19 protein-coding genes are annotated in these 21,746 nt (G+C 39.1%); 15 read left to right on the top strand and 4 right to left on the bottom strand.

Going from position 1 to position 21,746, the window contains the following annotated elements:
• The first annotated feature begins 8 nt into the window (after window positions 1–8).
• The 5 genes from LU635_RS07170 (at window position 9) to LU635_RS07150 (ending at window position 7,236) form a co-directional block, all read left to right on the top strand.
• On the top strand, window positions 9–3,254 hold the full coding sequence (locus tag LU635_RS07170; protein ID WP_240097649.1) for a DUF4175 family protein: 3,246 nt from the start codon (window positions 9–11) through the stop codon (window positions 3,252–3,254).
• Window positions 3,235–3,666 carry an rRNA maturation RNase YbeY gene (gene ybeY, locus LU635_RS07165; RefSeq protein ID WP_240097647.1) on the top strand — a complete coding sequence of 144 codons (432 nt, stop codon included), beginning with the start codon at window positions 3,235–3,237 and terminating at the stop codon, window positions 3,664–3,666. The genes LU635_RS07170 and ybeY overlap by 20 nt, the downstream gene beginning before the upstream one ends.
• A gap of 18 nt (window positions 3,667–3,684) precedes the next feature.
• Entirely contained in the window at window positions 3,685–5,556 is a 1,872-nt protein-coding gene (mnmG, locus tag LU635_RS07160) for a tRNA uridine-5-carboxymethylaminomethyl(34) synthesis enzyme MnmG (protein WP_240097644.1), read from the top strand.
• A gap of 87 nt (window positions 5,557–5,643) precedes the next feature.
• The gene (locus tag LU635_RS07155) at window positions 5,644–6,459 is read left to right on the top strand and encodes a class I SAM-dependent methyltransferase (RefSeq protein WP_240097642.1); all 816 of its coding nucleotides are present in this window, start codon (window positions 5,644–5,646) and stop codon (window positions 6,457–6,459) included.
• A 213-nt stretch (window positions 6,460–6,672) separates the two neighbouring features.
• Window positions 6,673–7,236, top strand: coding sequence for an OmpH/Skp family outer membrane protein (locus LU635_RS07150; RefSeq protein ID WP_240097640.1), 564 nt, complete (start codon window positions 6,673–6,675; stop codon window positions 7,234–7,236).
• Between the two features lie 68 nt (window positions 7,237–7,304).
• Here LU635_RS07150 and LU635_RS07145 read toward each other — a convergent pair whose 3' ends face one another.
• Window positions 7,305–7,700: a DoxX family protein gene (locus LU635_RS07145; protein WP_240097638.1), complete on the bottom strand. Its 396-nt coding sequence runs from the start codon at window positions 7,698–7,700 to the stop codon at window positions 7,305–7,307.
• Between the two features lie 2 nt (window positions 7,701–7,702).
• Window positions 7,703–8,860 (bottom strand): DNA polymerase III subunit, encoded by a 1,158-nt coding sequence (locus LU635_RS07140; protein ID WP_240097636.1) that lies wholly within the window; start codon window positions 8,858–8,860, stop codon window positions 7,703–7,705.
• A gap of 68 nt (window positions 8,861–8,928) precedes the next feature.
• Here LU635_RS07140 and LU635_RS07135 point away from each other — a divergent pair, with 68 nt between their 5' ends.
• Genes LU635_RS07135 through LU635_RS07125 form a run of 3 tightly spaced genes read left to right on the top strand, consistent with a single transcriptional unit; the run spans window position 8,929 to window position 12,750 of the window.
• Window positions 8,929–10,113 carry a phosphoglycerate kinase gene (locus LU635_RS07135; RefSeq protein ID WP_240097634.1) on the top strand — a complete coding sequence of 395 codons (1,185 nt, stop codon included), beginning with the start codon at window positions 8,929–8,931 and terminating at the stop codon, window positions 10,111–10,113.
• A 50-nt stretch (window positions 10,114–10,163) separates the two neighbouring features.
• Window positions 10,164–11,750, top strand: coding sequence for a lytic transglycosylase domain-containing protein (locus LU635_RS07130; protein ID WP_240097632.1), 1,587 nt, complete (start codon window positions 10,164–10,166; stop codon window positions 11,748–11,750).
• 22 nt (window positions 11,751–11,772) lie between these two features.
• Window positions 11,773–12,750: a DUF4837 family protein gene (locus LU635_RS07125; RefSeq protein WP_240097630.1), complete on the top strand. Its 978-nt coding sequence runs from the start codon at window positions 11,773–11,775 to the stop codon at window positions 12,748–12,750.
• A gap of 52 nt (window positions 12,751–12,802) precedes the next feature.
• On the opposite strand, the gene LU635_RS07120 is transcribed toward LU635_RS07125, so the two are convergent.
• Complete coding sequence (locus tag LU635_RS07120) at window positions 12,803–13,012, bottom strand: twin-arginine translocase TatA/TatE family subunit (RefSeq protein WP_240097628.1); 210 nt, start codon at window positions 13,010–13,012, stop codon at window positions 12,803–12,805.
• 156 nt (window positions 13,013–13,168) lie between these two features.
• On the opposite strand from LU635_RS07120, the gene LU635_RS07115 reads away from it, so the two are divergent.
• The 7 genes from LU635_RS07115 to LU635_RS07085 are packed head-to-tail and all read left to right on the top strand — an operon-like array spanning window position 13,169 to window position 20,435.
• Complete coding sequence (locus tag LU635_RS07115) at window positions 13,169–14,038, top strand: M23 family metallopeptidase (protein WP_240097626.1); 870 nt, start codon at window positions 13,169–13,171, stop codon at window positions 14,036–14,038.
• 3 nt (window positions 14,039–14,041) lie between these two features.
• Complete coding sequence (locus tag LU635_RS07110) at window positions 14,042–15,535, top strand: GH3 auxin-responsive promoter family protein (RefSeq protein ID WP_240097624.1); 1,494 nt, start codon at window positions 14,042–14,044, stop codon at window positions 15,533–15,535.
• A 9-nt stretch (window positions 15,536–15,544) separates the two neighbouring features.
• Complete coding sequence (locus LU635_RS07105) at window positions 15,545–17,230, top strand: DUF6909 family protein (RefSeq protein WP_240097623.1); 1,686 nt, start codon at window positions 15,545–15,547, stop codon at window positions 17,228–17,230.
• A gap of 9 nt (window positions 17,231–17,239) precedes the next feature.
• Window positions 17,240–17,785, top strand: coding sequence for a dTDP-4-dehydrorhamnose 3,5-epimerase (gene rfbC / locus LU635_RS07100; protein WP_240097621.1), 546 nt, complete (start codon window positions 17,240–17,242; stop codon window positions 17,783–17,785).
• Complete coding sequence (rfbD, locus tag LU635_RS07095; protein ID WP_240097619.1) at window positions 17,782–18,633, top strand: dTDP-4-dehydrorhamnose reductase; 852 nt, start codon at window positions 17,782–17,784, stop codon at window positions 18,631–18,633. The genes rfbC and rfbD overlap by 4 nt, the downstream gene beginning before the upstream one ends.
• Before the next feature lie 25 nt (window positions 18,634–18,658).
• Entirely contained in the window at window positions 18,659–19,648 is a 990-nt protein-coding gene (locus LU635_RS07090) for a UDP-glucuronic acid decarboxylase family protein (RefSeq protein ID WP_240097617.1), read from the top strand.
• A 1-nt stretch (window position 19,649) separates the two neighbouring features.
• Complete coding sequence (locus LU635_RS07085; RefSeq protein WP_240097615.1) at window positions 19,650–20,435, top strand: glycosyltransferase family 2 protein; 786 nt, start codon at window positions 19,650–19,652, stop codon at window positions 20,433–20,435.
• Here the strand turns inward: LU635_RS07085 and LU635_RS07080 are convergent.
• The gene (locus LU635_RS07080) at window positions 20,416–21,726 is read right to left on the bottom strand and encodes a phenylacetate--CoA ligase family protein (protein WP_240097613.1); all 1,311 of its coding nucleotides are present in this window, start codon (window positions 21,724–21,726) and stop codon (window positions 20,416–20,418) included. The two genes, LU635_RS07085 and LU635_RS07080, sit on opposite strands and share 20 nt — an antisense overlap.
• Between the last annotated feature and the right edge of the window lie 20 nt (window positions 21,727–21,746).

Raw genomic sequence — 21,746 nt, 5'->3', positions numbered from 1 at the left:
TGTTGAAAATGGAGAATTTCGGATTGGTGCAGGAGAAACTTGAGGCTTTTATAAAAAAGTATTATCTCAATTTAATACTTAAAGGCAGCCTATTGTTTCTTGCAACCGGGCTGCTGTATTTTTTGATCGTTGTTGGCCTTGAATATTTCTTATGGTTATCTACCACAGGTAGAAGTATACTTTTCTGGCTTTTTATCGCTGTTGAATTGATCCTCCTATTTAAATTTATAGGAATCCCTTTACTGAAGCTCCTAAAATTATCGAAAGGGATTAATGAGTTTCAGGCATCGGAAATCATAGGAAGGTATTTTCCGGAAGTGAATGATAAACTCACCAACCTTCTTCAGCTTAAGCATAATGCCAGGCAATCTGAATTATTGCTGGCTAGTATAGATCAGCGGTCAAGAGAACTTACTCCGGTTCCATTTACAAATGCAATAGATCTTAAAAAGAACAAACGGTATCTTCGTTATATTGTATTTCCTGTGCTAATAATCCTGGGGCTTATAATTGCCGGAAAGGCCGATTTTATAACTCAAAGTTTCAGTCGGCTCTCAGATTATAATACCGTTTATCTGAAACCTGCCCCCTTCAGTTTTGTAGTCCGGAATAATGATTTAAAAGCCAGAGAAGGGGAGGACTTTAAACTTCAGATCAGGACCATTGGAGATTATAATCCGGAAACAGTTCAGGTTCTGTATAATGATGCTGAAAGTTTTATGAAACAAACAGCTCCGGGCGTCTTTGAATATACTTTTACGGACCTATCAGAGAATGTTGAATTTAAATTTCTATCTAACGAGGTTAGTTCCGGTGATTACCTTCTTGAAGTGATCAGGGTTCCGAAATTATTGAATTTCGAGATGGATCTAAATTATCCTGGTTATACGGGTTTGAAGGATGAGGTAATTTCAGGAACCGGAAATATTACCGTACCTGAAGGCACCGCAATTAAATGGAATTTTAGAACCCGGAATACAAAAAACATCAATTTTAAAATAGCAGATTCTGTTTACAGGGTGCAAACTGAAAATGGGGTTTCAGCGTTTGAGAAAACAGTCAATTCTAATCTGCCATATTCCGTAAGTGCCTCGAATGAGCTTGTTAAGGATTTTGAAAATCTTGAATATGCAGTGAAAGTGATCAAGGATGATTACCCTGAGATCCAGGTTATTGGTCAAAAAGACTCCTTAGATATTGATATTCAGTATTTTAAAGGGGATGTTTCAGACGATTACGGTTTAAGCCGATTACAATTGGCATATTTTCCTGAAAACGATAATGAAAAAGTAGAGACCATTGACATTCCGGTATCAAAGGAAAGTTTTGATGAATTTCATTTCAGTTTTCCCGGCACTATTCAGCTTGAAGCCGGACTCAATTATTTGTTCTACTTCAGGGTCTTTGATAACGATGCGGTTAACGGAGCAAAATCTGCGAGATCTGAAACTTTTTCATATAGGAAAAAGACCGAAGAAGAGATTGTTGAAGAGAAGCTTCAGGAACAAAATGATGCCATAGAAAATATAAGTGAACGTCTTAAGGATTATGAAAAATCTGATGAAGAACTTGAAGAGTTGTCCAGGCTGGAAAAAGAAAAAGAAGAACTGAATTATAACGAAAGAAAGAAACTTGAAGAATTTTTGATGAGACAGAAGAAGCAGAATGAGATGATGAAGAATTATTCTGAAAAGCTTGAAAAGAGCCTTCAGAAAAATGAGTCCCCAGAACCTTCTTCCATGAAAGAAGAGTTGCAAAAGAGACTCGAGAATAATGAAAAGCGACTTGAAGAAAATGAATCTTTATTGAAGGAACTGGAGAAATATTCAGAAAAAATACAAAAGGAGGATCTCGGAAAAAAACTTGAGGAACTTTCCAAACAGAATAAAAATAATCAGAGAAACCTCGAACAACTACTCGAATTGACCAAGCGATATTATGTTGAGGAAAAAAAACAAAAATTGGCCAGGGATCTTGAAAAGCTTTCTGAGGAGCAGGAGGATATTTCAAAAAATGAACAAGAGAATACAAAAGAGAACCAGGAAAAACTAAATAAGAGATTTGATAAATTCAGGGAGCAGATGGATGAGCTTGATAAGGAAAATAAAAACCTTAAAGAGCCTCAGGAACTGGGAAGGGAAGAGGTAGATGAAGAGAGTATTCAAAAAGACCAAAAAGAAGCAACTGAAAAGTTGGAGGAAAACCAAAAATCAGATGCTAAGAAAAAACAGGAAGATGCTTCTAAGAAAATGAAAGAGATGAGCGCTCAGATGCAACAAATGTCTATGCAAATGAAGGGGGAACAATTGGAAGCCGATGCTGAAACCCTAAGACAGATCCTTGATAATTTGATTGTATTCTCATTCGAGCAGGAAGATCTTTTGAATGATTTTAAACAAATACGGCAGAATAATCCAAAGTACGCTTCAAGGTTAAAAGAACAGAGTAATCTAAGGGAGAATTTTAGGCATGTTGATGATAGTCTTTATTCACTGGCTCTTCGAAATCCGATGATAAATGAGGCCATTACTCAAAAACTTACTGATATAGAATTCGATATTGAAAAGGCAATAGAAAGGCTTTCTGAAAATGAAATTCCCCAGGGAACTGCCAGTCAGCAATATGTGGTTACCGGTGCCAATGATCTTGCAAATCTGCTTGATAACATACTTTCTTCCATGCAGCAGATGATGGCAAATCCTCAATCTGGTCAGGGGAATGGAGGGGAAGAATTTCAGTTACAGGACATAATTAAGGAGCAAAAGGAAATTATGGAGCAAATGGAGAAAGGAACCGATGGTCAGCCCGGGCCGGAGTCCGATGGCCAGCCGAAGGAAGGGGAAGGAAACAATGGTGAGTTGTATGAAATCTATAAAGAGCAGCAAATGCTCAGAATGCAAATGGAGAGATTGCTTGAAAAGAATGGCCTTGAGAATGGTGATAACCCGGTGGATGAAATGAAGCAAATTGAAGAACAATTGCTGGATAAGGGTTTTGATCCGGAAACAGTGAAGAGGATGCAACAATTGCAATATGAACTCCTTGAATTCGAAAAGGCACATAAACTTCAGGGTTCAAGTGAAAAAAGGAAATCAGAAACCAATGAGCAGGACTACAAGAACACACTTCAGAATCAGATTGATAAGGCGAAAGAATATTTTAATTCCACTGAAATTTTAAACAGACAAATCTTACCTTTGCGCCAAATTTACAGAGAAAAGGTTAAGGAGTATTTTGGAAAAGGGAGAGATTAATTTCTTTAGTGAGAACGAATTTGTTCTTAAAGATGTAAATAAATATCGTGAATGGATAGAGGATGTTATCCTTTCAGAGAATAAATATATTGGCGATATTAATTATATCTTTTGTGATGACCAGTATCTGCATGAGATCAATTTAAAATACCTTTCCCATGACACCTATACCGATATTATTAGTTTTGATAATACAGTAGGAAATACATTACAAGGCGATATTTTTATCAGTACGGAGCGGGTAGCTGAAAATGCAGCTTCTTTTAATGTTGATTTTGAAGAGGAGTTAAAACGCGTAATTATCCATGGTGTTTTACATTTTTGTGGATACTCGGATAAAAATGAAAGGGATAGTGCATTGATGCGACGCAAGGAGGAAGAAAAAATTAAATTGTTCCACGTGGAACAATAGACAAAATTTAAATTGGATATGTTCGAAAAGCAGTATGATATAATTGTGGTTGGAGCAGGGCATGCCGGAAGTGAGGCTGCGGCTGCGGCTGCAAATATGGGTAGCAAGACACTTCTTATTACTATGAATCTCCAGAATATAGCTCAGATGAGTTGTAACCCGGCTATGGGGGGCATTGCGAAAGGGCAGATAGTAAGAGAGATTGATGCAATGGGAGGTTACAGTGGAATTGTTAGTGATACCAGTGCTATCCAGTTTAAAATGCTTAACAAATCAAAGGGTCCTGCCATGTGGAGTCCCCGGGTTCAGAGTGACCGGATGAGGTTCGCTGAAGACTGGAGAATGAAGCTTGAGCAGACTCCAAATCTTGATTTTTACCAGGAAATGGTTGCCGGACTCATTATTAAAAATGATAAGGTTGTTGGTGTTCGAACTTCACTGGGTTTGGAGGTTTTAGGTAAAACAGTTATCTGTACTAACGGAACCTTTTTAAATGGGCTTATCCATATTGGGGACAAACAATTTGGAGGTGGTAGAGCGGGTGAAAGAGCTGCTACGGGAATCACAAAGGATCTCATCGATGTTGGTTTTGAGGCAGGGCGTATGAAAACCGGAACTCCCCCTCGGGTTGATGGTCGGTCTTTGGACTATTCAAAAATGATCGAGCAACCTGGTGATGACATTCCTGGTAAATTTTCATTCTCTGATGAAACCCGGCCGCTTTCAAAACAAAGGTCCTGTCATATGACATATACCTCTAATGAGGTTCATGATATTTTACGGGAGGGTTTTGAAAGGTCACCGATGTTTAATGGGAGAATTAAAAGCATAGGACCGCGATATTGCCCTTCTATTGAAGATAAAATAAATCGTTTTGCAGATAAGGACAGGCATCAGCTTTTTGTTGAACCTGAAGGCTGGAATACGGTGGAAGTATATGTGAATGGATTTTCTACTTCTCTACCGGAAGATGTCCAATTTAAAGCCTTAAAATCTGTAGATGGTTTCGAAAACGTGAAATTCTTCAGACCTGGCTATGCGATCGAATATGACTATTTTCCACCAACCCAATTAAAACATACTTTGGAGACAAAGCTGGTTGAGGGTTTATATTTTGCCGGACAAATTAATGGAACTACTGGTTACGAAGAAGCGGCTTGCCAGGGATTGATGGCAGGTATAAATGCTGCCCTGAAAGTTCAGGAAAGAGATGAATTTATTCTAAAGAGAAACGAGGCTTATATAGGAGTTCTTATTGATGATCTTATAACTAAAGGAACGGAAGAACCTTACAGGATGTTTACTTCCCGTGCCGAATACAGAACTTTATTAAGGCAGGATAATGCCGATTTTAGGTTAACAGAGAGATCTTATAGTTTAGGGCTTGCTTCAGAAGAACGAATGAGAAAAATGGATCTGAAAAAAGAGAAGTCATTTAAATTTGTTCAATTTTTAAAAGATCTTAGCGTTGTTCCTGAGGAAGCGAATCCGGTATTGGAGGAAAAGAATTCTTCTCCAATGAAACAAAGCGATAAAGTTTTTAAAGTCTTTTCAAGACCTCAGATCACCATGGACGATATTAAGAATTTTTCAGGTGTTGAGGAATTTATCGCAGAGGAAGAACTTGACGAGGAAATGATCGAACAAACCGAGATCCAGGTAAAATATTCGGGATATATAGAGAAGGAGAAAAATAATGCCGATAAGCTTAATCGCCTTGAGGATATTCGTATCCCTTCTAATTTTGATTATGCAAAAATTAAATCCATGTCCTACGAGGCTCGTGAAAAATTGAAAAAAGTTCAACCCGCTACCGTATCGCAAGCTTCAAGAATTAGCGGTGTTAGTCCGAACGATATTTCTGTTTTACTAGTTTATATGGGTCGCTAAATTATATATGTTCCACGTGGAACAAATCACTTTTTATTTTTGATTACAACAACAAAAATTAATCCGGAGAAAAAAGGAAGTCAGAAAATGATTTGTAAAGATCATTTGGTTAGCGGGGAAAAATTTGAAATTTTATCTCACGAACCGGGTATTTTAAAAACTCATCCTGTTCCCGATGAACTGGAAAATTATTATGAAAGTGAGGAATATATTTCTCACCGGGATTCTTCAAAAAGTCTTTGGGATAAAATTTATCAGGGGGTGAAATCCCATATGCTTTCTCAAAAAGCTAAATGGATAAGAAGTGAAATTAAGCAGGGAAATATTTTAGATGTTGGAGCGGGAACTGGTGAATTTCTGAATAAGATGAACTCCTTTCTTTGGAAAGTAGAAGGAGTGGAACCAAATAGAATTGCAAGAGATCTGGCCATCTTAAAAGGACTCGATTTAAAGTCTGACCTTTCCTTGATCAGGGACAGTAAATATGATGTGATTAGTCTTTGGCATGTTCTGGAACATATTCCAGATTATGAAAAGAAAATAGATCAGTTTTATGATCTGCTCAGGGAAAATGGAATATTGGTTATAGCGGTCCCTAATTTCAATTCTTATGATTGTAAATATTATAATCACAATTGGGCGGCCTGGGATGTTCCCAGACACCTGTGGCATTTTTCCAGAGCCGGTATTCAACAAAAATTATCAGAAAAGGGTTTTTTATTGTTGAAGGAAATACCTCTCAAATTTGATTCCTTTTATGTAAGTCTGTTAAGTGAGAAAAATATGCCTGGAAATACAAATCTGGCAAATGCATTTTTGCGCGGTCTTATTTCTAATCTAAAAGCTGAAAAGGACGGAGAGTATTCTTCCATTGCTTATTTCTTTCAGAAAAAGCCTAAATAATCGATATAAGACAGTATACGGAGATATCCTTCCCTTTAATGAGTAATAACCCTTTGTTTATTTAAAAACGCCTTAAAACGCTTAAAATGGAATAGATTTTCAATAAATTATATTTATTTGGAATCTTTTATTGATTAGTAATACTTATATTAATCAAATTAGGGCTTTAGTGCAAAAAATAGTTTTTACATTTGCCATTCAAAATGACAAATTATGATTAAAAGATTTATTGGAATTGCCGCAGTTGCAATTATGTTGGTTTCATGTAATGAGCAAAAAACTGCTTATGTGGATACCACGGTTTTAATTCAGGAATATAAGGAGATGAAAGAGGTGGAAGCTGAATTCACTTCTAAATCAGATTCTGTTAGACAACAACTGGATTCTGTAGCCCGTGTCTTCCAGCAGGAGGTACAGGAATACCAGTCTCAAATGAACTCAATGTCTCAGTCTGCTCGCCAGGAGAAAGAAAGAGAATTGATGCAGAAACAACAAATGATTCAGCAACAACAGCAAATGCAAAGCAATCGACTAAGAGAAGAGAGCAATGTTGTGATGGATTCTCTTGTAAACAAGGTTAAGGATTATGTGAAAGCTTATGGAGAGGAGAATAATTACACTTACATTTTTGGCTCAAATGAAAGCGCCAATATTATGTATGCTGAAGAAGGTCTGGATATAACCCAGGAAATCCTAAATGAACTTAATGAAGAATACGGTGGTGGCGAAGTTGATGATGAAGTAGAGGAAGAAATTGAAGAAGAAACCGAAGAGTAAATAGAAAGTAATTCTATAAAAAAAGCTTCAGAAATTTCTGAAGCTTTTTTTGTTGGTACTGGTCTTACTTAACTTAGTATATAGACACCAAAAATACATACTATAAAATACCCGGTCAAGGTAAATGCACCGGCATAATCTTTAGCAATGCGCTGTCCAAAAAGCAACATTAATAAGGTGATGCAGGATAGTACGCAAGCATACAAAGCCCAGGCTGATGCATCATAAGCCAGTAACCAGATTATACCCAGGATAGCCAGAAATCCGGTTATGATTTCCAGTATCATTACTATCGCAACCATCAGTGGAACCGTTCCTCCTAAAAAAGTACCAGAGAAATGTTCCTTAAGCCACCCTGTATTTCCCTTCCAGTCGGCAGCTTTATCTATACCAGACTGCATAAAGGTGATCAGAATAAATAATAAGATCAGAATTTCAGTGATATTAGTCGTTAGGTTTTGCATGGTTAAGCGGCTTTTTTATGTAAAAATCGGGTTAGTTTAATTGACAGGTCGGTCAGAATTATTTTTGCATTTCCATTACGCTCTATGTGATAGATGGCATTTTCGAGTGCTTCTGTAATTTCCATGATGTTATTCCCATGAACAAAAGGAGCAAAGTTCTCAAGTTTGAAATTTTCAGCAGTTGGCTCCAAGTATACCAGGTTACTGGTTTTATAGTTCATTAAAAGTGACTGCCTGAAAAAATCTATACAGTATAAAAGAAAGCTTTTTTGAGTTTCCCGTCCAAGCGCGGCGATTTCTTCACTCCAGGAAATAAGCTCAAGCACTGTGGATTTATTGCCTTTGGCCTTAAAGGCACTTCTTACCCAACTTATGAACCACGCCTCAAATTGTTCGTCCCCCGCATTCTTCTGCAGAATATGCAGGGCTTTGGTATAACTGCCCCCGGCCTGATGAGCTATTTTTCTGGCCAGAGACGGGTCGCAACTCTCTTTTTTAGCCAGCGCTTCAGCAATATCAGCCTCGCTTAAAGGAGGGAAATGCAGGCTCTGGCATCGGGATTTTATGGTCTGAATGAGCTGCTCCTCGTTTTCTGCTATTAAGAGAAAAACAGTATTATTCGGTGGTTCTTCAATCAATTTCAGCAATTTGTTGGCAGCTTCCATATTCATCTTTTCGGCCATCCAGATGATCATTACCTTGAAGCCACCCTCATAGGCTTTAAGCGATAAAGATTTAACGATATCCTGTGCTTCGTCTACCCCGATACGACCCTGTTTATTCTCAATTCCCAAACTCTGATACCAGTCATATAAACTGCCATATGGATTTACTTTCAAAAAAGTTCTCCATTCTTCAAGAAAATGGGAAGAAACAGGGTGGCTTTTTATTTTGTCATTGGTAGCAACCGGAAAGGCAAAATGAAGATCTGGATGTGAGAAGTTTCGAAACTTCATATTACAGCTTCGAGTCTCTTCGTTATTATTTTCACCTCCTGAATTTTTACATAAAATATACCGGGCATAAGCTATCGCCATAGGCAGAGTACCACTTCCCGGATTTCCCGTAAAAAGTTGTGCATGAGGGATCCTCTTTCTGTCGGCCGTAGTCGTGAGGTGATTTTTTATATGCGGAAGGCCAATTACATCATTAAAAAGCATAGGCAAATATAAAATTATATAGGCTTTATTATCTTCGGAAAAATTTATATTTGTAAGAAAGCAAACCTATGAAAACAATAGACGATTACAATTTTAATAATAAAAGGGCATTAATAAGAGTGGATTTTAATGTTCCGCTAAATGAAGAGATGGAAGTGAGTGATGCAAACCGCATCGAAGCAGCAAAGCCAACAATTATTAAAATCCTTGAAGATGGAGGAAGTGTTGTTCTAATGTCACACCTTGGAAGACCCAAGGGAAAAGAAAGTAAATACTCTCTTCAGCATATTGTAGATAAGGTTTCCGAGGTCATTGGAGTAGAAGTGAAATTCGTTGAGGACTGTATTGGTGAAGATGTTGAAAATGCGGCAAATAATCTTCAGCCAGGTGAGATCCTATTAATAGAAAATCTTCGTTTTCATGATGAAGAAAAAGAGGGAGATGAAGATTTTGCCAAAAAACTTTCCAGACTGGGGGATATTTATGTGAATGATGCTTTTGGTACCGCTCACAGGGCACACGCTTCAACAACAGTTGTCGCCAAATTTTTTGAAGATAAATGCTTTGGTTACCTGTTAGCTAAAGAGATAAAGAGTCTGGATAAGGTTCTTCATAGTAAGGAAAAGCCTGTGACTGCTGTTCTTGGTGGGGCAAAGGTTTCTACAAAAATAACCGTTATTGACAATATTCTTGATAAGATTGACCATCTTATCATTGGTGGTGGAATGACCTATACTTTTATTAAGGCTCAGGGAGGGAAGATAGGAAATTCTCTTGTTGAAGAAGATAAACAGGAACTTGCTCTTGAAATTCTTAAAAAAGCCAAGGAAAAAGGCGTGGAGGTTCACCTTCCCGTAGATTCTGTGATTGCCGACAGCTTCTCAGAACAGGCAAGTACACAAACAGAAAGTGTAGATAATATTCCTGATGGCTGGATGGGACTTGATGTAGGCCCAGAAACCATTCAGAACTTTGCCAGAGTGATAAAGGATTCCAGAATAATTCTTTGGAATGGTCCTTTAGGAGTATTCGAAATGGATACTTTTGCAAAAGGAACTATAGAGTTAGGAGAGGCGATAGCCGAGGCTACTAAAAATGGGGCATTCTCCCTTGTAGGTGGTGGAGATTCTGTGGCAGCCGTTAAAAAATTCGGGTTTGAAGACAAGGTGAGTTATGTTTCTACCGGTGGTGGAGCTATGCTTGAAATGCTTGAAGGAAAATCTTTACCGGGTATTGAGGCAATTAACAAGTAAAAGAGGTACGAAGTTTGTTGTTTTTTCGTTCGTTATTGTAAAATGAATTTATGCTGAAACGAAAATTTTTAATGTTGGTGTTCCTTGCTGGACTGACGGGCTTCGCACAGGAGAAAGAGACAAATGAACGGGTAGAGAAAGCGAATTTCAGGGTTCAGATCTTTCAGAAAGGGGACAACACAAATATTAAACTTGCCCAGCCAGATCCTGAGTTCAGGGATAAATTGCCTATTTCTGCGGCAATAAGAGATTCTTCTAAGGTAGCTTTAAAAGATCTTCCAAAGGCCAGGACCATAGATTCCTTATGGAAACTGGAGCTGACTAATTCAGACTTGTTTGAGACCATGCAGAAAAGCATTCATGAACAGGACTATGAGGAGGTGGTATATGACGAGCTACCTACCGATACTCTTAAAGCCAGGCTGGCCAGACTGAATGCCAGAACACCCTTCAATATAGAATACAATCCCATACTGGAAAGTGTTATAAAGTCTTATCTAAAGAGGAACAAGCAGGGCATGGAACGCCTTATGGCTTTAAGTAGCTATTATTTCCCCCTGTTTGAACAGGAACTTGATAAATACGACATACCACTGGAGATCAAATATCTCTCCATAGTTGAGTCGGCGCTTAATCCAAGGGCAAAGTCCAGGGTAGGGGCTACGGGTCTATGGCAATTTATGTTTACCACCGGAAAGATGCATGGGCTGGATGTGAGCTCTTACGTAGATGAACGTATGGATCCGGCCAGATCTACTGAGGCTGCTGCTCAGTACCTTGCAAGTCTTTATAAAGTGTTTGGCGACTGGGATCTCGTTCTGGCTTCATATAATTCCGGTCCGGGCAATGTCTCCAAAGCGATAAGAAGAAGTGGCGGTGCGACCGATTACTGGCATCTACGAAGATATCTTCCACGTGAAACTGCTGGTTATGTTCCTGCCTTCCTGGCCACGCTTTATCTGTTTGAGTATGCTGACGAACACAAATTCCAGCCTAAAAGACCTGATGTTGTTTATTTTGAAACCGATACTGTTCAGGTTAAACAACTTCTTACTTTTGATCAAATTTCAAAAGTTACGGGGGTTGACGATGAAATGCTTCGGTTCCTGAACCCCAGTTATAAACTAAATATTATTCCTTTTGTAGATGATGAGAAGTACAGCCTTAGACTGCCTAAAGTTGCTGTTGGGAAGTTTGTGAATAATGAAAATGCCATTTATAATTTTGCTGAAAACGAACTAAAGGAGGAGAAGGAGAAACTGCCACGGTATGTTGAAACGGAAGATCGAATTAGGTACAGGGTAAGAAAAGGGGATTTTCTTGGAAAAATTGCAGAAAGATATGGAGTAGGCGTGAGTAGTATCAAACGATGGAATAACCTTAGAAGTAATAATATCAGGATAGGCCAGTATCTTACTATATATCCTAGAAAACCGGTAGATGTTGTATCAAACGAAAATTCTTCAAAATCAGACAAAAGCTCAAATCCTAAAGTATATACCGTGAGAAAAGGGGATTCCCTTTGGAGTATTTCGAAAAAGTTTCCAGGTGTTACGGTACAAAATTTGAGGGTCTGGAATGATATGAACACAAATAGTCTTAAACCTGGTATGAAACTCAAGGTTTCTAAGGGCTAAGATTATAATCAAAACCGAAAAAATGAAACGTAGCTTAAGCCTGCTAGCCATCCTTATTGTATTGATTTCCTGTAATAATGAAAAACGCAATCGCAATGACCGCATTCTAAGCGATTCTTCGGGAAATATTAACCAGTTAACAGTAGTAATAGAAAATGACCTTTGGGAAGGAGAAGTAGGAGAAGCTATTCGGGATAACCTGGCCGCCCCGGTAGACGGACTTCCACAGGATGAACCTTTATTTAGTTTAAGTCAGATTCCGCCGGAAACATTCACAGGATTCGTGAGAAATAGCCGCATCTTCTTAAAGATAGAAGAAGGCCAAAAAGGAATGGATCTTATTTCAGATGAATTCGCAAGACCTCAAACCGGAATTGTGTTACAGGGTAGTGGTTCAGAAGAAATTATAGATGTGATCAATAATCAATCTGATTCTATTATCAAGATCCTGAAAAAGACCGAACTAAAAGAAAAACAGCGTAGAATAAGGAAGTCTCTAAAAAAGGATGAGTCTCTTCAGGAGAAATTTGGGCTTAAACTTAATTTTCCTTCTGCCTACCGGTACGCCAAGGAAGAAGATGATTTTGTCTGGATAAGAAAAGAGATCCCAAAAGGGAATATGGAAATCCTTGTTTATGAGGTGCCAATAAGCAAGATAGAAAATGATTCCAGCGTTATTGCAAATATTACTAAAATGAGGGATTCCATAGGGAAGGTACAAATCCCGGGACCTGTTGAAGGTTCTTATATGATCACCGAAAAGGCTTATGCACCCTATCTATTCGAAACCAAAATAGATGGAAAGTTTGCTTATGAAACAAGAGGTACATGGGAAGTACAAAATGCTTTTATGGCCGGTCCTTTTGTGAATTATGCGATTAAGGACGAGGCTAATAACAGGTTTCTGATACTCGAAGGCTTTGTTTTTTCACCTTCACGAGGCAAGCGCGATAATATTTTTGAACTGGATGCGATTCTCCAGTCGGCAAAGATCAAATAACTAAAAAACCCAACTGGAAAGTTGGGTTTTATTTTTTATATAAGTTAGGAGATTATTTATTCTCTCCGGGAACTTTATTACTGTCATCGGGAGTTGCTCCTTTATCATCATCTTTGGAAGCATCTTTGAATTCTTTGATACCACTTCCAAGACCTCTCATCAATTCAGGAATTTTACGTCCCCCAAAAAGCAACAATATCACCACTACAATTAAAATAATCTGCGGCGCTCCTATAGCCAAAGGCAAAATAAATGTATTCATGTCTTTTAATTTAGTTTTACAAACTTAATAAGAATTAAGTAATATATACGTTAAGAAGGCAATAAATTGCCAACCTGAAAAGACCTGATCATTAACTTTAAACTGTTATTCTGAGGGAATTTATTTAATTTATCTTTGTAAAATCTAAGTACAGCTATGGCTACAGATAAAAAGAATAAAAAGAAGTTCGCAAAAAAACTGCTTCATAAGTATAGAATGGTGATTCTAAATGAAGATACCTTTGAAGAACGGTTTTCATTTCGTCTCACCAGGCTTAATGTCTTTGTAGCTGTAGGTCTTTCAGCCATTTTTTTGATAGCTGCCACCACGGTTCTAATAGCATTTACTCCTCTTAGGGAATACATTCCCGGTTATTCCTCGGCTGAACTGAAAGAGGAAGCCGCCAGCCTGGCTTATAAGACAGATTCCCTACAGAATGTGATACGTCTTAACGACCAGTATCTTTCTTCCATAAAGAGAGCTCTAACGGGCGAATTTGATCTTGAGCGCCTTGACCGGGATTCCATTTTAAGTCAGCCGATATCAGATCAGGAATATGAAGAGATAAACCGGATAAAAGCCGATTCCTTACTCAGGGAAGAAGTGGCTCAGGAGGATAAGTACAATATCCTGCCTACTGCAACCGATAATATCAATTTTTCACTTTTTCCACCCGTCAAGGGTTCGGTTTCTGAACCCTATAGCATAAAAGACAGGCATTATGCCGTGGATATTGTGGTTTCCCGTAATGCCCCGGTAAAATCTGTCGCCGATGGAAGGGTGATCTTTGCTGAATGGACTGCCGAAACCGGTTATGTGATGATAATTGAACATAGTTACGGACTTCTTTCAGCATATAAGCATAATGCTTCCTTAGCCAAATCCCAGGGCGATATGGTGAGGGCAGGAGAGGTGATCGCTACCGCCGGATCTACCGGAGAACTCACAACCGGTCCCCATCTGCATTTTGAACTCTGGAACGAAGGTAATCCTGTAGATCCATCTGAATATATTGATTTTAACTAGTTTATGTCTATAAAGTCTTTTGTCGCTAAAATATTTGCCATTTATATCAGGAAGAAAATTAATAAATGGGCGAATGATCCACATCGAACCCAGGAAAAGGTTTTTAAAGAACTTATTGAAACAGCAAAGCATACCAGGTTCGGAAAAGATCATGATTTTCAGAATATAACTTCACATTCAGATTTTGTAAACAAGGTTCCGGTTAGGGACTATGAAGAACTACGCAGTTATATAGATAAAATGGTTGAAGGAGAGGAGGATGTGCTATGGCCTGGAAAACCTTTGTATTATGCGAAAACTTCCGGAACAACAAGTGGCGCCAAGTACATCCCGCTTACAAAAGAATCTATGCCTACGCACATCAATGCGGCCAGAAATGCCATTTTGTGCTATATAAATGATACCGGCAACTCCAGGTTCGTTGATGGGAAAATGATATTTCTGCAAGGTAGTCCTGAACTAAGCGAGAAGAACGGTGTTAAACTAGGCAGACTTTCAGGGATCGTTGCGCACTATGTTCCGGCTTATTTACAGCGAAACAGGATGCCAAGCTGGGAAACCAATTGCATTGAAGACTGGGAAACAAAGGTAGATGCCATTGTTGATGAAACCCTAAGGGAAGATATGTCTGTGATAAGCGGAATTCCTTCCTGGGTGCAAATGTACTTTGAAAGGCTTATAGATAAGACCGGAAAAAAGGTTGGCGAGATATTCCCTAATTTCGATCTTTTCATATACGGCGGAGTGAATTATGAACCTTACCGGTCAAAATTCGAGAATCTTATAGGCCGAAAAGTGGACAGCATTGAACTTTTTCCTGCTTCTGAAGGATTTTTTGCATTTCAGGATAAACAGGGTGAAAAAGGAATGTTGCTCCAACTGGACTCGGGAATGTTCTATGAATTCATAAAAGCTGATGAGTTCTATGATGAAAATCCCGGAAGACTTTTACTCCATGAGGTGGAGCAAGGTGTTAATTATGTAATGATAGTTTCTACCTCTGCCGGCCTTTGGTCCTATAATGTGGGGGATACCATCCAGTTCACGTCGCTTAAACCTTATAGAGTTATGGTTTCAGGGCGGATAAAGCATTTTATTTCAGCTTTTGGTGAACATGTGATAGCCAAGGAAGTAGAGGAAGCAATGCAGGAAGCGGTAAGAGAAACTGGAGCGGCCATCAGCGAATTTACCGTAGCTCCACAGATTAATCCGGAGGGCGATGAGCTTCCATATCATGAATGGTTCGTGGAATTTGAGCGGGAACCGGAAGATTTGAATAAATTTGCTGATATAGTCGACACATCTCTGCAAAAGCAGAATTCCTATTATTTCGACTTAATAAAAGGTCATATTCTCCAGAGGTTAAAGATCACCAGAATGCCGAGAAATGCATTTCAGGAGTATATGAAGTCAATAGGCAAACTTGGAGGGCAAAACAAGCTTCCAAGACTGTCTAATGACCGAAAAATAGCCGATAAACTATATGAGATTATATAAAAAACTACTATGTCTATATTGAACTTACAGGGGCGAACAAGAGCACAGGAGAGTTCCGGCGCTATTGAACGCATGTATATCACCATGAGGCATCTCTTTAACCGTGGGTTCTATAAACCCATGGGCGTTTCAGGCGAAACTTTAAGGGAATCACTTTTCACCCTGAGACCTGAGATTTATGGCTCCATAGCCGATGATAAGGCCGAACTTGAAGGACTACTGTATGTAATAGATAGACTGCCAAAAGGGATTGAAGAATGCCGTTTTATAAACCTTACCAGCGATGAAGGTTATGGGAATTCCCATTTCAAGCCTATAGTCCCGCCTAAAAGAAGAAGGAACTGTTACCGCATAGACGAGGAACAGATGAATATCGAGATCACTCGCGGGAGATCTGAGATTTATGATATTCTTACCCATCTTACTTTCCTCTTTATTGAATCCCATAAGATCATGAAAAGGGTCCTCATAGATGAAGATGGGAGCGTTAACCGTGACTGGGAAAAACTTGAACTTGCAGTTAGCCAGGAACAATTAAGCCAGGCGCAGCGAGAAGTGGCTTTAACTCATACAGCGAGTATCCTGGGCCGGACCTTTCATGAGTTAAGTCTTTTTTACCCTAAATTTTCGTCCCCCAATAATCCAGACCGCTTCCTAAGGCTCATCTGGTCTTTGGGAAGGATGGCTATTGCGGAAACCGTTAATAATGAAAAGCGCATTATCACCTTTAGTCCAGTATTAAGGGAACGTTTGGGGCATCATATACATGGAGAGAAATGGGCAAATGATATAAAAATGAAGCTTATACAGAACGATCTCATGGATAGACCTCTTCATATCATCAGTGCCAATATGCACAGTGTTATGAATACGCTTTATACACCATATGCGCTGAAGAACGAACTGAAAAAGAAGAAGATTCTTAATATTTATGAAGAACTCAGCGATAGTGCTAACGGCCCGTTAAGGAATAAAATAACGAAAGCCGCGCTGGATAAAGGGATGCTGTTTATTGAAGATAATAGCGGGACCAATATCGATGTTCAGATCTTTGATACTGCGCAACTGGAAGCAGGCTTTAAGAATACTAATTTCAAGAACCTGAGTCCGAAAGAAAAGCCTGTTATTATTGTAATGGACTATGCCTTTGGTGAACAGGCCTATGAAACCATGGATGAGCTTTTAAAGCCCTTAAGGCATAAGGATATGGAGTTCAAAATGAATGTGAAGTCTATTTCCATTATGGGGAAAGCGGGAATCCTGGAAGGTGGCAAGGGAGATATTATGATTCCCGATGCACACCTTTTTGAAGGAACCGCAGATAATTACCCATTCAAAAATGAACTCAAGAAAGCAGATCTGGAGGGGCATGGAATCAATGTCGTTGACGGGGCTATGATCACCGTACTTGGAACCTCACTGCAGAACAAGGATATCCTTAAGTTCTTCCATGAATCAACCTGGAACGTTTGCGGACTGGAGATGGAAGGAGCCCATTACCAGAAGGCGATCCAGGCAGCTTCAAGGTTAAGGGGGAGTATAGATGAAAACGTAAAGGTGAGATATGCCTATTATGCTTCAGATAACCCTCTTGAAACAGGTAGCACATTGGCTTCAGGAGGTCTGGGAACTTCAGGTGTTAAACCAACCTATCTCATAACCGAAAAGATTCTGGAGCAAATTTTTAATTCTTAAAATCAAAAAATGCAGGTAGAAGAAACGCCCTTAAAAGATTGTTTTCTTATAAAACCTAAAATATTTGAGGATCATCGGGGGATTTTCCTTGAGACCTATCATCGTAAACGCCTTGCTGAACTTACCGGGATAGATGCCGAATTTGTCCAGGATAACCAGTCGGTTTCCAGTTACGGTGTCCTTCGCGGATTACATTATCAGAAAGGAGAGTTCGCACAGACAAAAATTGTAAGAGTTATATTCGGAAAAGTTCTGGACGTGGTGGTAGATCTCCGACCCGATTCTCCAACTTTCAGGAAAACCTACTCGGCTATTCTGGATGATGAAAATCTCCACCAGCTATATGTTCCAAAAGGATTTGGCCATGGGTTCCTTACTCTTTCGGAAAAATCGGTCTTTGCTTATAAATGTGACGATTATTACAGGCCGGGTTCAGAGGGTGGTATCATTTACAATGATCCCGATCTGAATATCGACTGGAATTTCCCTGAAAATGAGATGATCCTTTCAGAAAAGGACCGGAATTTACCAACCTTTAAGGAAGCATTTCAATGAAAACTATTTTAGTGACCGGAGCTAATGGCCAGTTAGGGAAGTGTTTTCAGAAGCAGGCAAAGAAATATCCGAATTATAAATTTCTATTCTGTTCTTCCAGAGAGCTGGATATAACCGATAAGGAAAGTCTCCAAAGAATTTTCAGGGAACATAAGCCGGATTATTGCATTAATACAGCGGCTTATACGAATGTTGAAAAGGCAGAAAAGGAGAAGGAAAAAGCCTTTTTGGTGAATGCCGAAGCTGCCGGAAATGTTGCTGAGATTTGTAAACAACATGACACTACACTTTTCCATTTTTCGACCGATTATGTTTTCAACGGAAAAGCCTCAACGCCCTACGGGGAAACTGATGGGGTTGAACCCATTAATGTTTATGGAGCTTCAAAACTTAAAGGAGAAGAGAATATTCAGGCGATTTTTGACAAATATTTTATTTTCAGAACCTCCTGGCTTTATTCAGAATTCGGGCATAACTTTTTCAATACCATTCTGAGGAAAGCAGATGAAAATGCGGAACTTAACATCACTACTTCTCAGCTGGGAACTCCTACAAATGCTAATGATCTGGCAGAATTCGTGTTAAAGATTATCGATTCTGATTCCCGGCAATACGGGCTCTATCATTTCAGCAATCTCGGTGAGGCCACATGGTACGATTTCGCTGAAGAGATTCTGAATTATTCCGGAAAGATAGATCAGGTGAGTCTGAATAAAACGGGCTTCTTTAAGACGCTGGCCGAAAGACCGGAATACAGTGTGCTATCAAAGGAAAGGGCTCAAAGGAATTTCGGATTCCTAATTTTGGACTGGAAGGAAAGTCTGCATAGTCTTATTGATGAAAAATGATTACTTTTTAAGCAATTAAACTCTTATGGCTAAAAGAATACTTATTACCGGAGCTGCCGGATTTCTGGGATCTCATCTTTGTGACCGATTTATTAAAGAAGGTTTTGAAGTGATTGGTATGGATAACCTTATCACCGGTGATCTTAAGAACATTGAGCATCTTATAAGTAATGAGAAATTCGAATTTTACCATCACGATGTAACCAAATTTGTTCATGTGGCTGGTAAACTGGATTATATCCTTCATTTTGCATCTCCCGCTAGCCCCATCGATTACCTGAAGATCCCGATTCAAACCTTAAAGGTCGGCTCCCTCGGGACACTTCATTGTCTTGGGCTGGCAAAAGAAAAGAAAGCCAGGATACTTATTGCTTCAACTTCTGAGGTATACGGAGATCCGCAGGTTCATCCGCAAAATGAAGAATATTTCGGCAATGTTAATGCCATTGGTCCCAGAGGGGTATATGATGAAGCCAAAAGGTTTCAGGAGTCAATAACCATGGCCTATCATCGTTTTCACGGACTGGAAACCAGGATTGCCAGGATCTTTAATACCTACGGTCCACGAATGAGACTTAATGACGGGCGCGTAATACCTGCATTTATTGGTCAGGCATTAAGGGGCGAGGATCTTACGGTTTTTGGCGATGGCTCCCAAACCAGATCTTTCTGTTATGTGGATGATCAGGTGGAAGGGATTTACAGATTGCTTTTAAGTGATTATTCAGATCCGGTGAATATTGGCAATCCGGATGAGATAAGCATCCTTGATTTTGCAAAGGAGATCATTAAACTTACCGGAACCGATCAGAAAATTGTTTTTAAGGAACTTCCGCAGGATGACCCTATGAAAAGACAGCCGGATATTTCACGGGCCAAGGAGGTACTTCACTGGCAACCTAAAGTTTCCAGGCAGGAGGGGATGAAGATCACGTATGATTATTTTAGAAGTCTTAGTGAGGGCGAGCTTGAGAAAAGAGAGCATAAAGATTTCTCGAAACACATTCGAAGATAGTATGAAAGATTACGGACTTGTTTCAGTGATAATGCCGGCTTACAATTCGGAAGCCTTTATTTCTGAAGCTATTCAGTCTGTTATTGACCAGACATATCCAAACTGGGAGCTTCTGGTTATTGATGATGCATCTTCAGATTCTACCTTAAAGATCATTCAGAAATATTCCGAAACAGATAACCGCATCCGGATTTTTAATAATTCTGTCAATAAAGGGACATGTCAAACCCGCAACAAGGGGACTGAAGGCGCTACAGGTGATTTTATTGCTTTTCTTGATGCAGATGACCAATGGAAGCCTGAAAAGCTTCAAAAACAGCTTGAAATTCTTTCTCACCAAAATATAGCTGCCTGCTTTTCCAGTTATGATCTTATTTCAGAGAATGGAGAATCTTTAAACAAACGGGTTGAGGCACTTCCGGTACTCACTTATGAAAAGCTTCTGAAAGCAAATTATGTTGGGAATCTAACGGGAGTTTATAGTGCAAAGGTTTTGGGTAAGATATATTGCCCCGAGATTCGCAAACGACAGGATTGGGCATTATGGTTAAAAGTTATTGAAGAGGGTGGGCCCATGGAAGGTATTCGCGAATCTTTGGCTAACTACCGGATACGAAAAAACTCTATTTCCAATAACAAACTGGAAATGCTGAAATATAATTTCATGATATATAATCAGGTTTTGGATTACGGGTATTTAAGAAGCATCTGGAGAATACTCATCTTTCTGAACGAGCATTTATTTATAAAATCAAAACAGATTAAAACTATTTCAGCAGGGAAGTAAATTGTTTCAGTTTACCGCTGGGGCTACGTTTCAGGATATTTTTCCTTTTAAATGTGATATTCAGGTTTTTCCCTACATAGGTTCCTATTGCTGCAAGGATCTTATTTTTTTGTTCCTCTGAAAGTTCATTTTCACTAACGTATTCAATTTTGAAACTGTCAATTTCAGTCTGGATTATAACAAATTCCTTAATGTTTCCGCTGTCTTCAATAACCGTTTTGGTAACATAATAAAATGTAAGGCCCGGAACTACTTTACCATCAGGAAGCCTGGCGATATCGTTGGTTCTGCCGATCAGTTTTTCCAGAATAGGTTTTTTTAATGTACTTTCTTTTGAAAGGCAACCAGTATCCCCGATATCATACCTTATCATGGGATGTGCTTTGTTAAAAAGAGATGTGATCACAACCCTGCCTTCCTCTCCATAGGGAAGGATATTGTCATTTTCATCCAAAATTTCAATATACAAATCTTCAGAATTCACGATCCAGTGATTGTGGGCATCTTCAAAAGCGATGAGACCAACTTCGCTTGCTCCATATTCGTTGATAACCGGCACGCCAAGGGAGTTTTCAATAAGTTCTTTGTCCTTTTCAAAAAGCCGTTCAGAAGTAACAATACAGATCTTAAGGCTGGGGCAAAGCTCCTTTAGAACGATTCCCTTATCTTTTAAGAACCTCGCAAAAAGTACAATTGCACTGGTGTAACCATTTAAATAATCGAAATTGGAACTTCTGAAGCGTTTCAAAAATGCCTCCATTTTCTTCTCGCTTAGGTCAAAAATATTGAAGCGTCGCCGCAGGCTTATCCTGTCTTTCAGTCTCTCCTGGATATTTCCGTAGAAATCCAGCGGAATACCATAAAATCTGGCCTGAAGCGATTTGTTGAGATCTATATCATACCATTTATAACGATCCTGAAAACCAGCCCAACTCAGTGCGTGGGCAAAGCGGTTTTTGGCAAAAATAAAGGGATGGCCGCTACTCCCGGAGGTTTTTCCAATATAGGCGGTTTTGGTGTTATAAGTTGAACTTAGACGCTCCCTTAAAGGATGTTGAAGATCAGCCTTCTTCATGATAGGTACATTCTTCCAGTCATCAAAACCATCCCATATAAAGAATTCGCGGTAAAAAGAATTGTGTTGAATGTGATAATCAATGATCGAATTTCTGCGTTTCCGTTGATACGCGGCATATTCCTCTTCAGGGATTGCCTGGATAATTTCCAGGGTTTTTTGAGCCCTTTTGATAGGAAATTTATTGAGCTGCAGTGAAAGTTTGAACCAATCCAAGGGCAGTAGAGCTTTTTTAA

Source organism: Christiangramia crocea, assembly GCF_022410465.1.
Taxonomy (GTDB): Bacteria; Bacteroidota; Bacteroidia; order Flavobacteriales; family Flavobacteriaceae; genus Christiangramia; species Christiangramia crocea.
This window is presented reverse-complemented; position numbering and strand designations above follow the sequence as displayed.

What these genes read in the sequence shown, in the direction of transcription:
- LU635_RS07170 (WP_240097649.1), top strand. Translation starts at nt 9, where the DNA reads ATGGAGAATTTCGGATTGGTGCAGGAGAAACTTGAGGCTTTTATAAAA.
- mnmG (WP_240097644.1), top strand. Translation starts at nt 3,685, where the DNA reads ATGTTCGAAAAGCAGTATGATATAATTGTGGTTGGAGCAGGGCATGCC.
- LU635_RS07155 (WP_240097642.1), top strand. Translation starts at nt 5,644, where the DNA reads ATGATTTGTAAAGATCATTTGGTTAGCGGGGAAAAATTTGAAATTTTA.
- LU635_RS07150 (WP_240097640.1), top strand. Translation starts at nt 6,673, where the DNA reads ATGATTAAAAGATTTATTGGAATTGCCGCAGTTGCAATTATGTTGGTT.
- LU635_RS07145 (WP_240097638.1), bottom strand. Translation starts at nt 7,700, where the DNA reads ATGCAAAACCTAACGACTAATATCACTGAAATTCTGATCTTATTATTT.
- LU635_RS07140 (WP_240097636.1), bottom strand. Translation starts at nt 8,860, where the DNA reads ATGCTTTTTAATGATGTAATTGGCCTTCCGCATATAAAAAATCACCTC.
- LU635_RS07135 (WP_240097634.1), top strand. Translation starts at nt 8,929, where the DNA reads ATGAAAACAATAGACGATTACAATTTTAATAATAAAAGGGCATTAATA.
- LU635_RS07130 (WP_240097632.1), top strand. Translation starts at nt 10,164, where the DNA reads ATGCTGAAACGAAAATTTTTAATGTTGGTGTTCCTTGCTGGACTGACG.
- LU635_RS07125 (WP_240097630.1), top strand. Translation starts at nt 11,773, where the DNA reads ATGAAACGTAGCTTAAGCCTGCTAGCCATCCTTATTGTATTGATTTCC.
- LU635_RS07120 (WP_240097628.1), bottom strand. Translation starts at nt 13,012, where the DNA reads ATGAATACATTTATTTTGCCTTTGGCTATAGGAGCGCCGCAGATTATT.
- LU635_RS07115 (WP_240097626.1), top strand. Translation starts at nt 13,169, where the DNA reads ATGGCTACAGATAAAAAGAATAAAAAGAAGTTCGCAAAAAAACTGCTT.
- LU635_RS07110 (WP_240097624.1), top strand. Translation starts at nt 14,042, where the DNA reads ATGTCTATAAAGTCTTTTGTCGCTAAAATATTTGCCATTTATATCAGG.
- LU635_RS07105 (WP_240097623.1), top strand. Translation starts at nt 15,545, where the DNA reads ATGTCTATATTGAACTTACAGGGGCGAACAAGAGCACAGGAGAGTTCC.
- rfbC (WP_240097621.1), top strand. Translation starts at nt 17,240, where the DNA reads ATGCAGGTAGAAGAAACGCCCTTAAAAGATTGTTTTCTTATAAAACCT.
- rfbD (WP_240097619.1), top strand. Translation starts at nt 17,782, where the DNA reads ATGAAAACTATTTTAGTGACCGGAGCTAATGGCCAGTTAGGGAAGTGT.
- LU635_RS07090 (WP_240097617.1), top strand. Translation starts at nt 18,659, where the DNA reads ATGGCTAAAAGAATACTTATTACCGGAGCTGCCGGATTTCTGGGATCT.
- LU635_RS07085 (WP_240097615.1), top strand. Translation starts at nt 19,650, where the DNA reads ATGAAAGATTACGGACTTGTTTCAGTGATAATGCCGGCTTACAATTCG.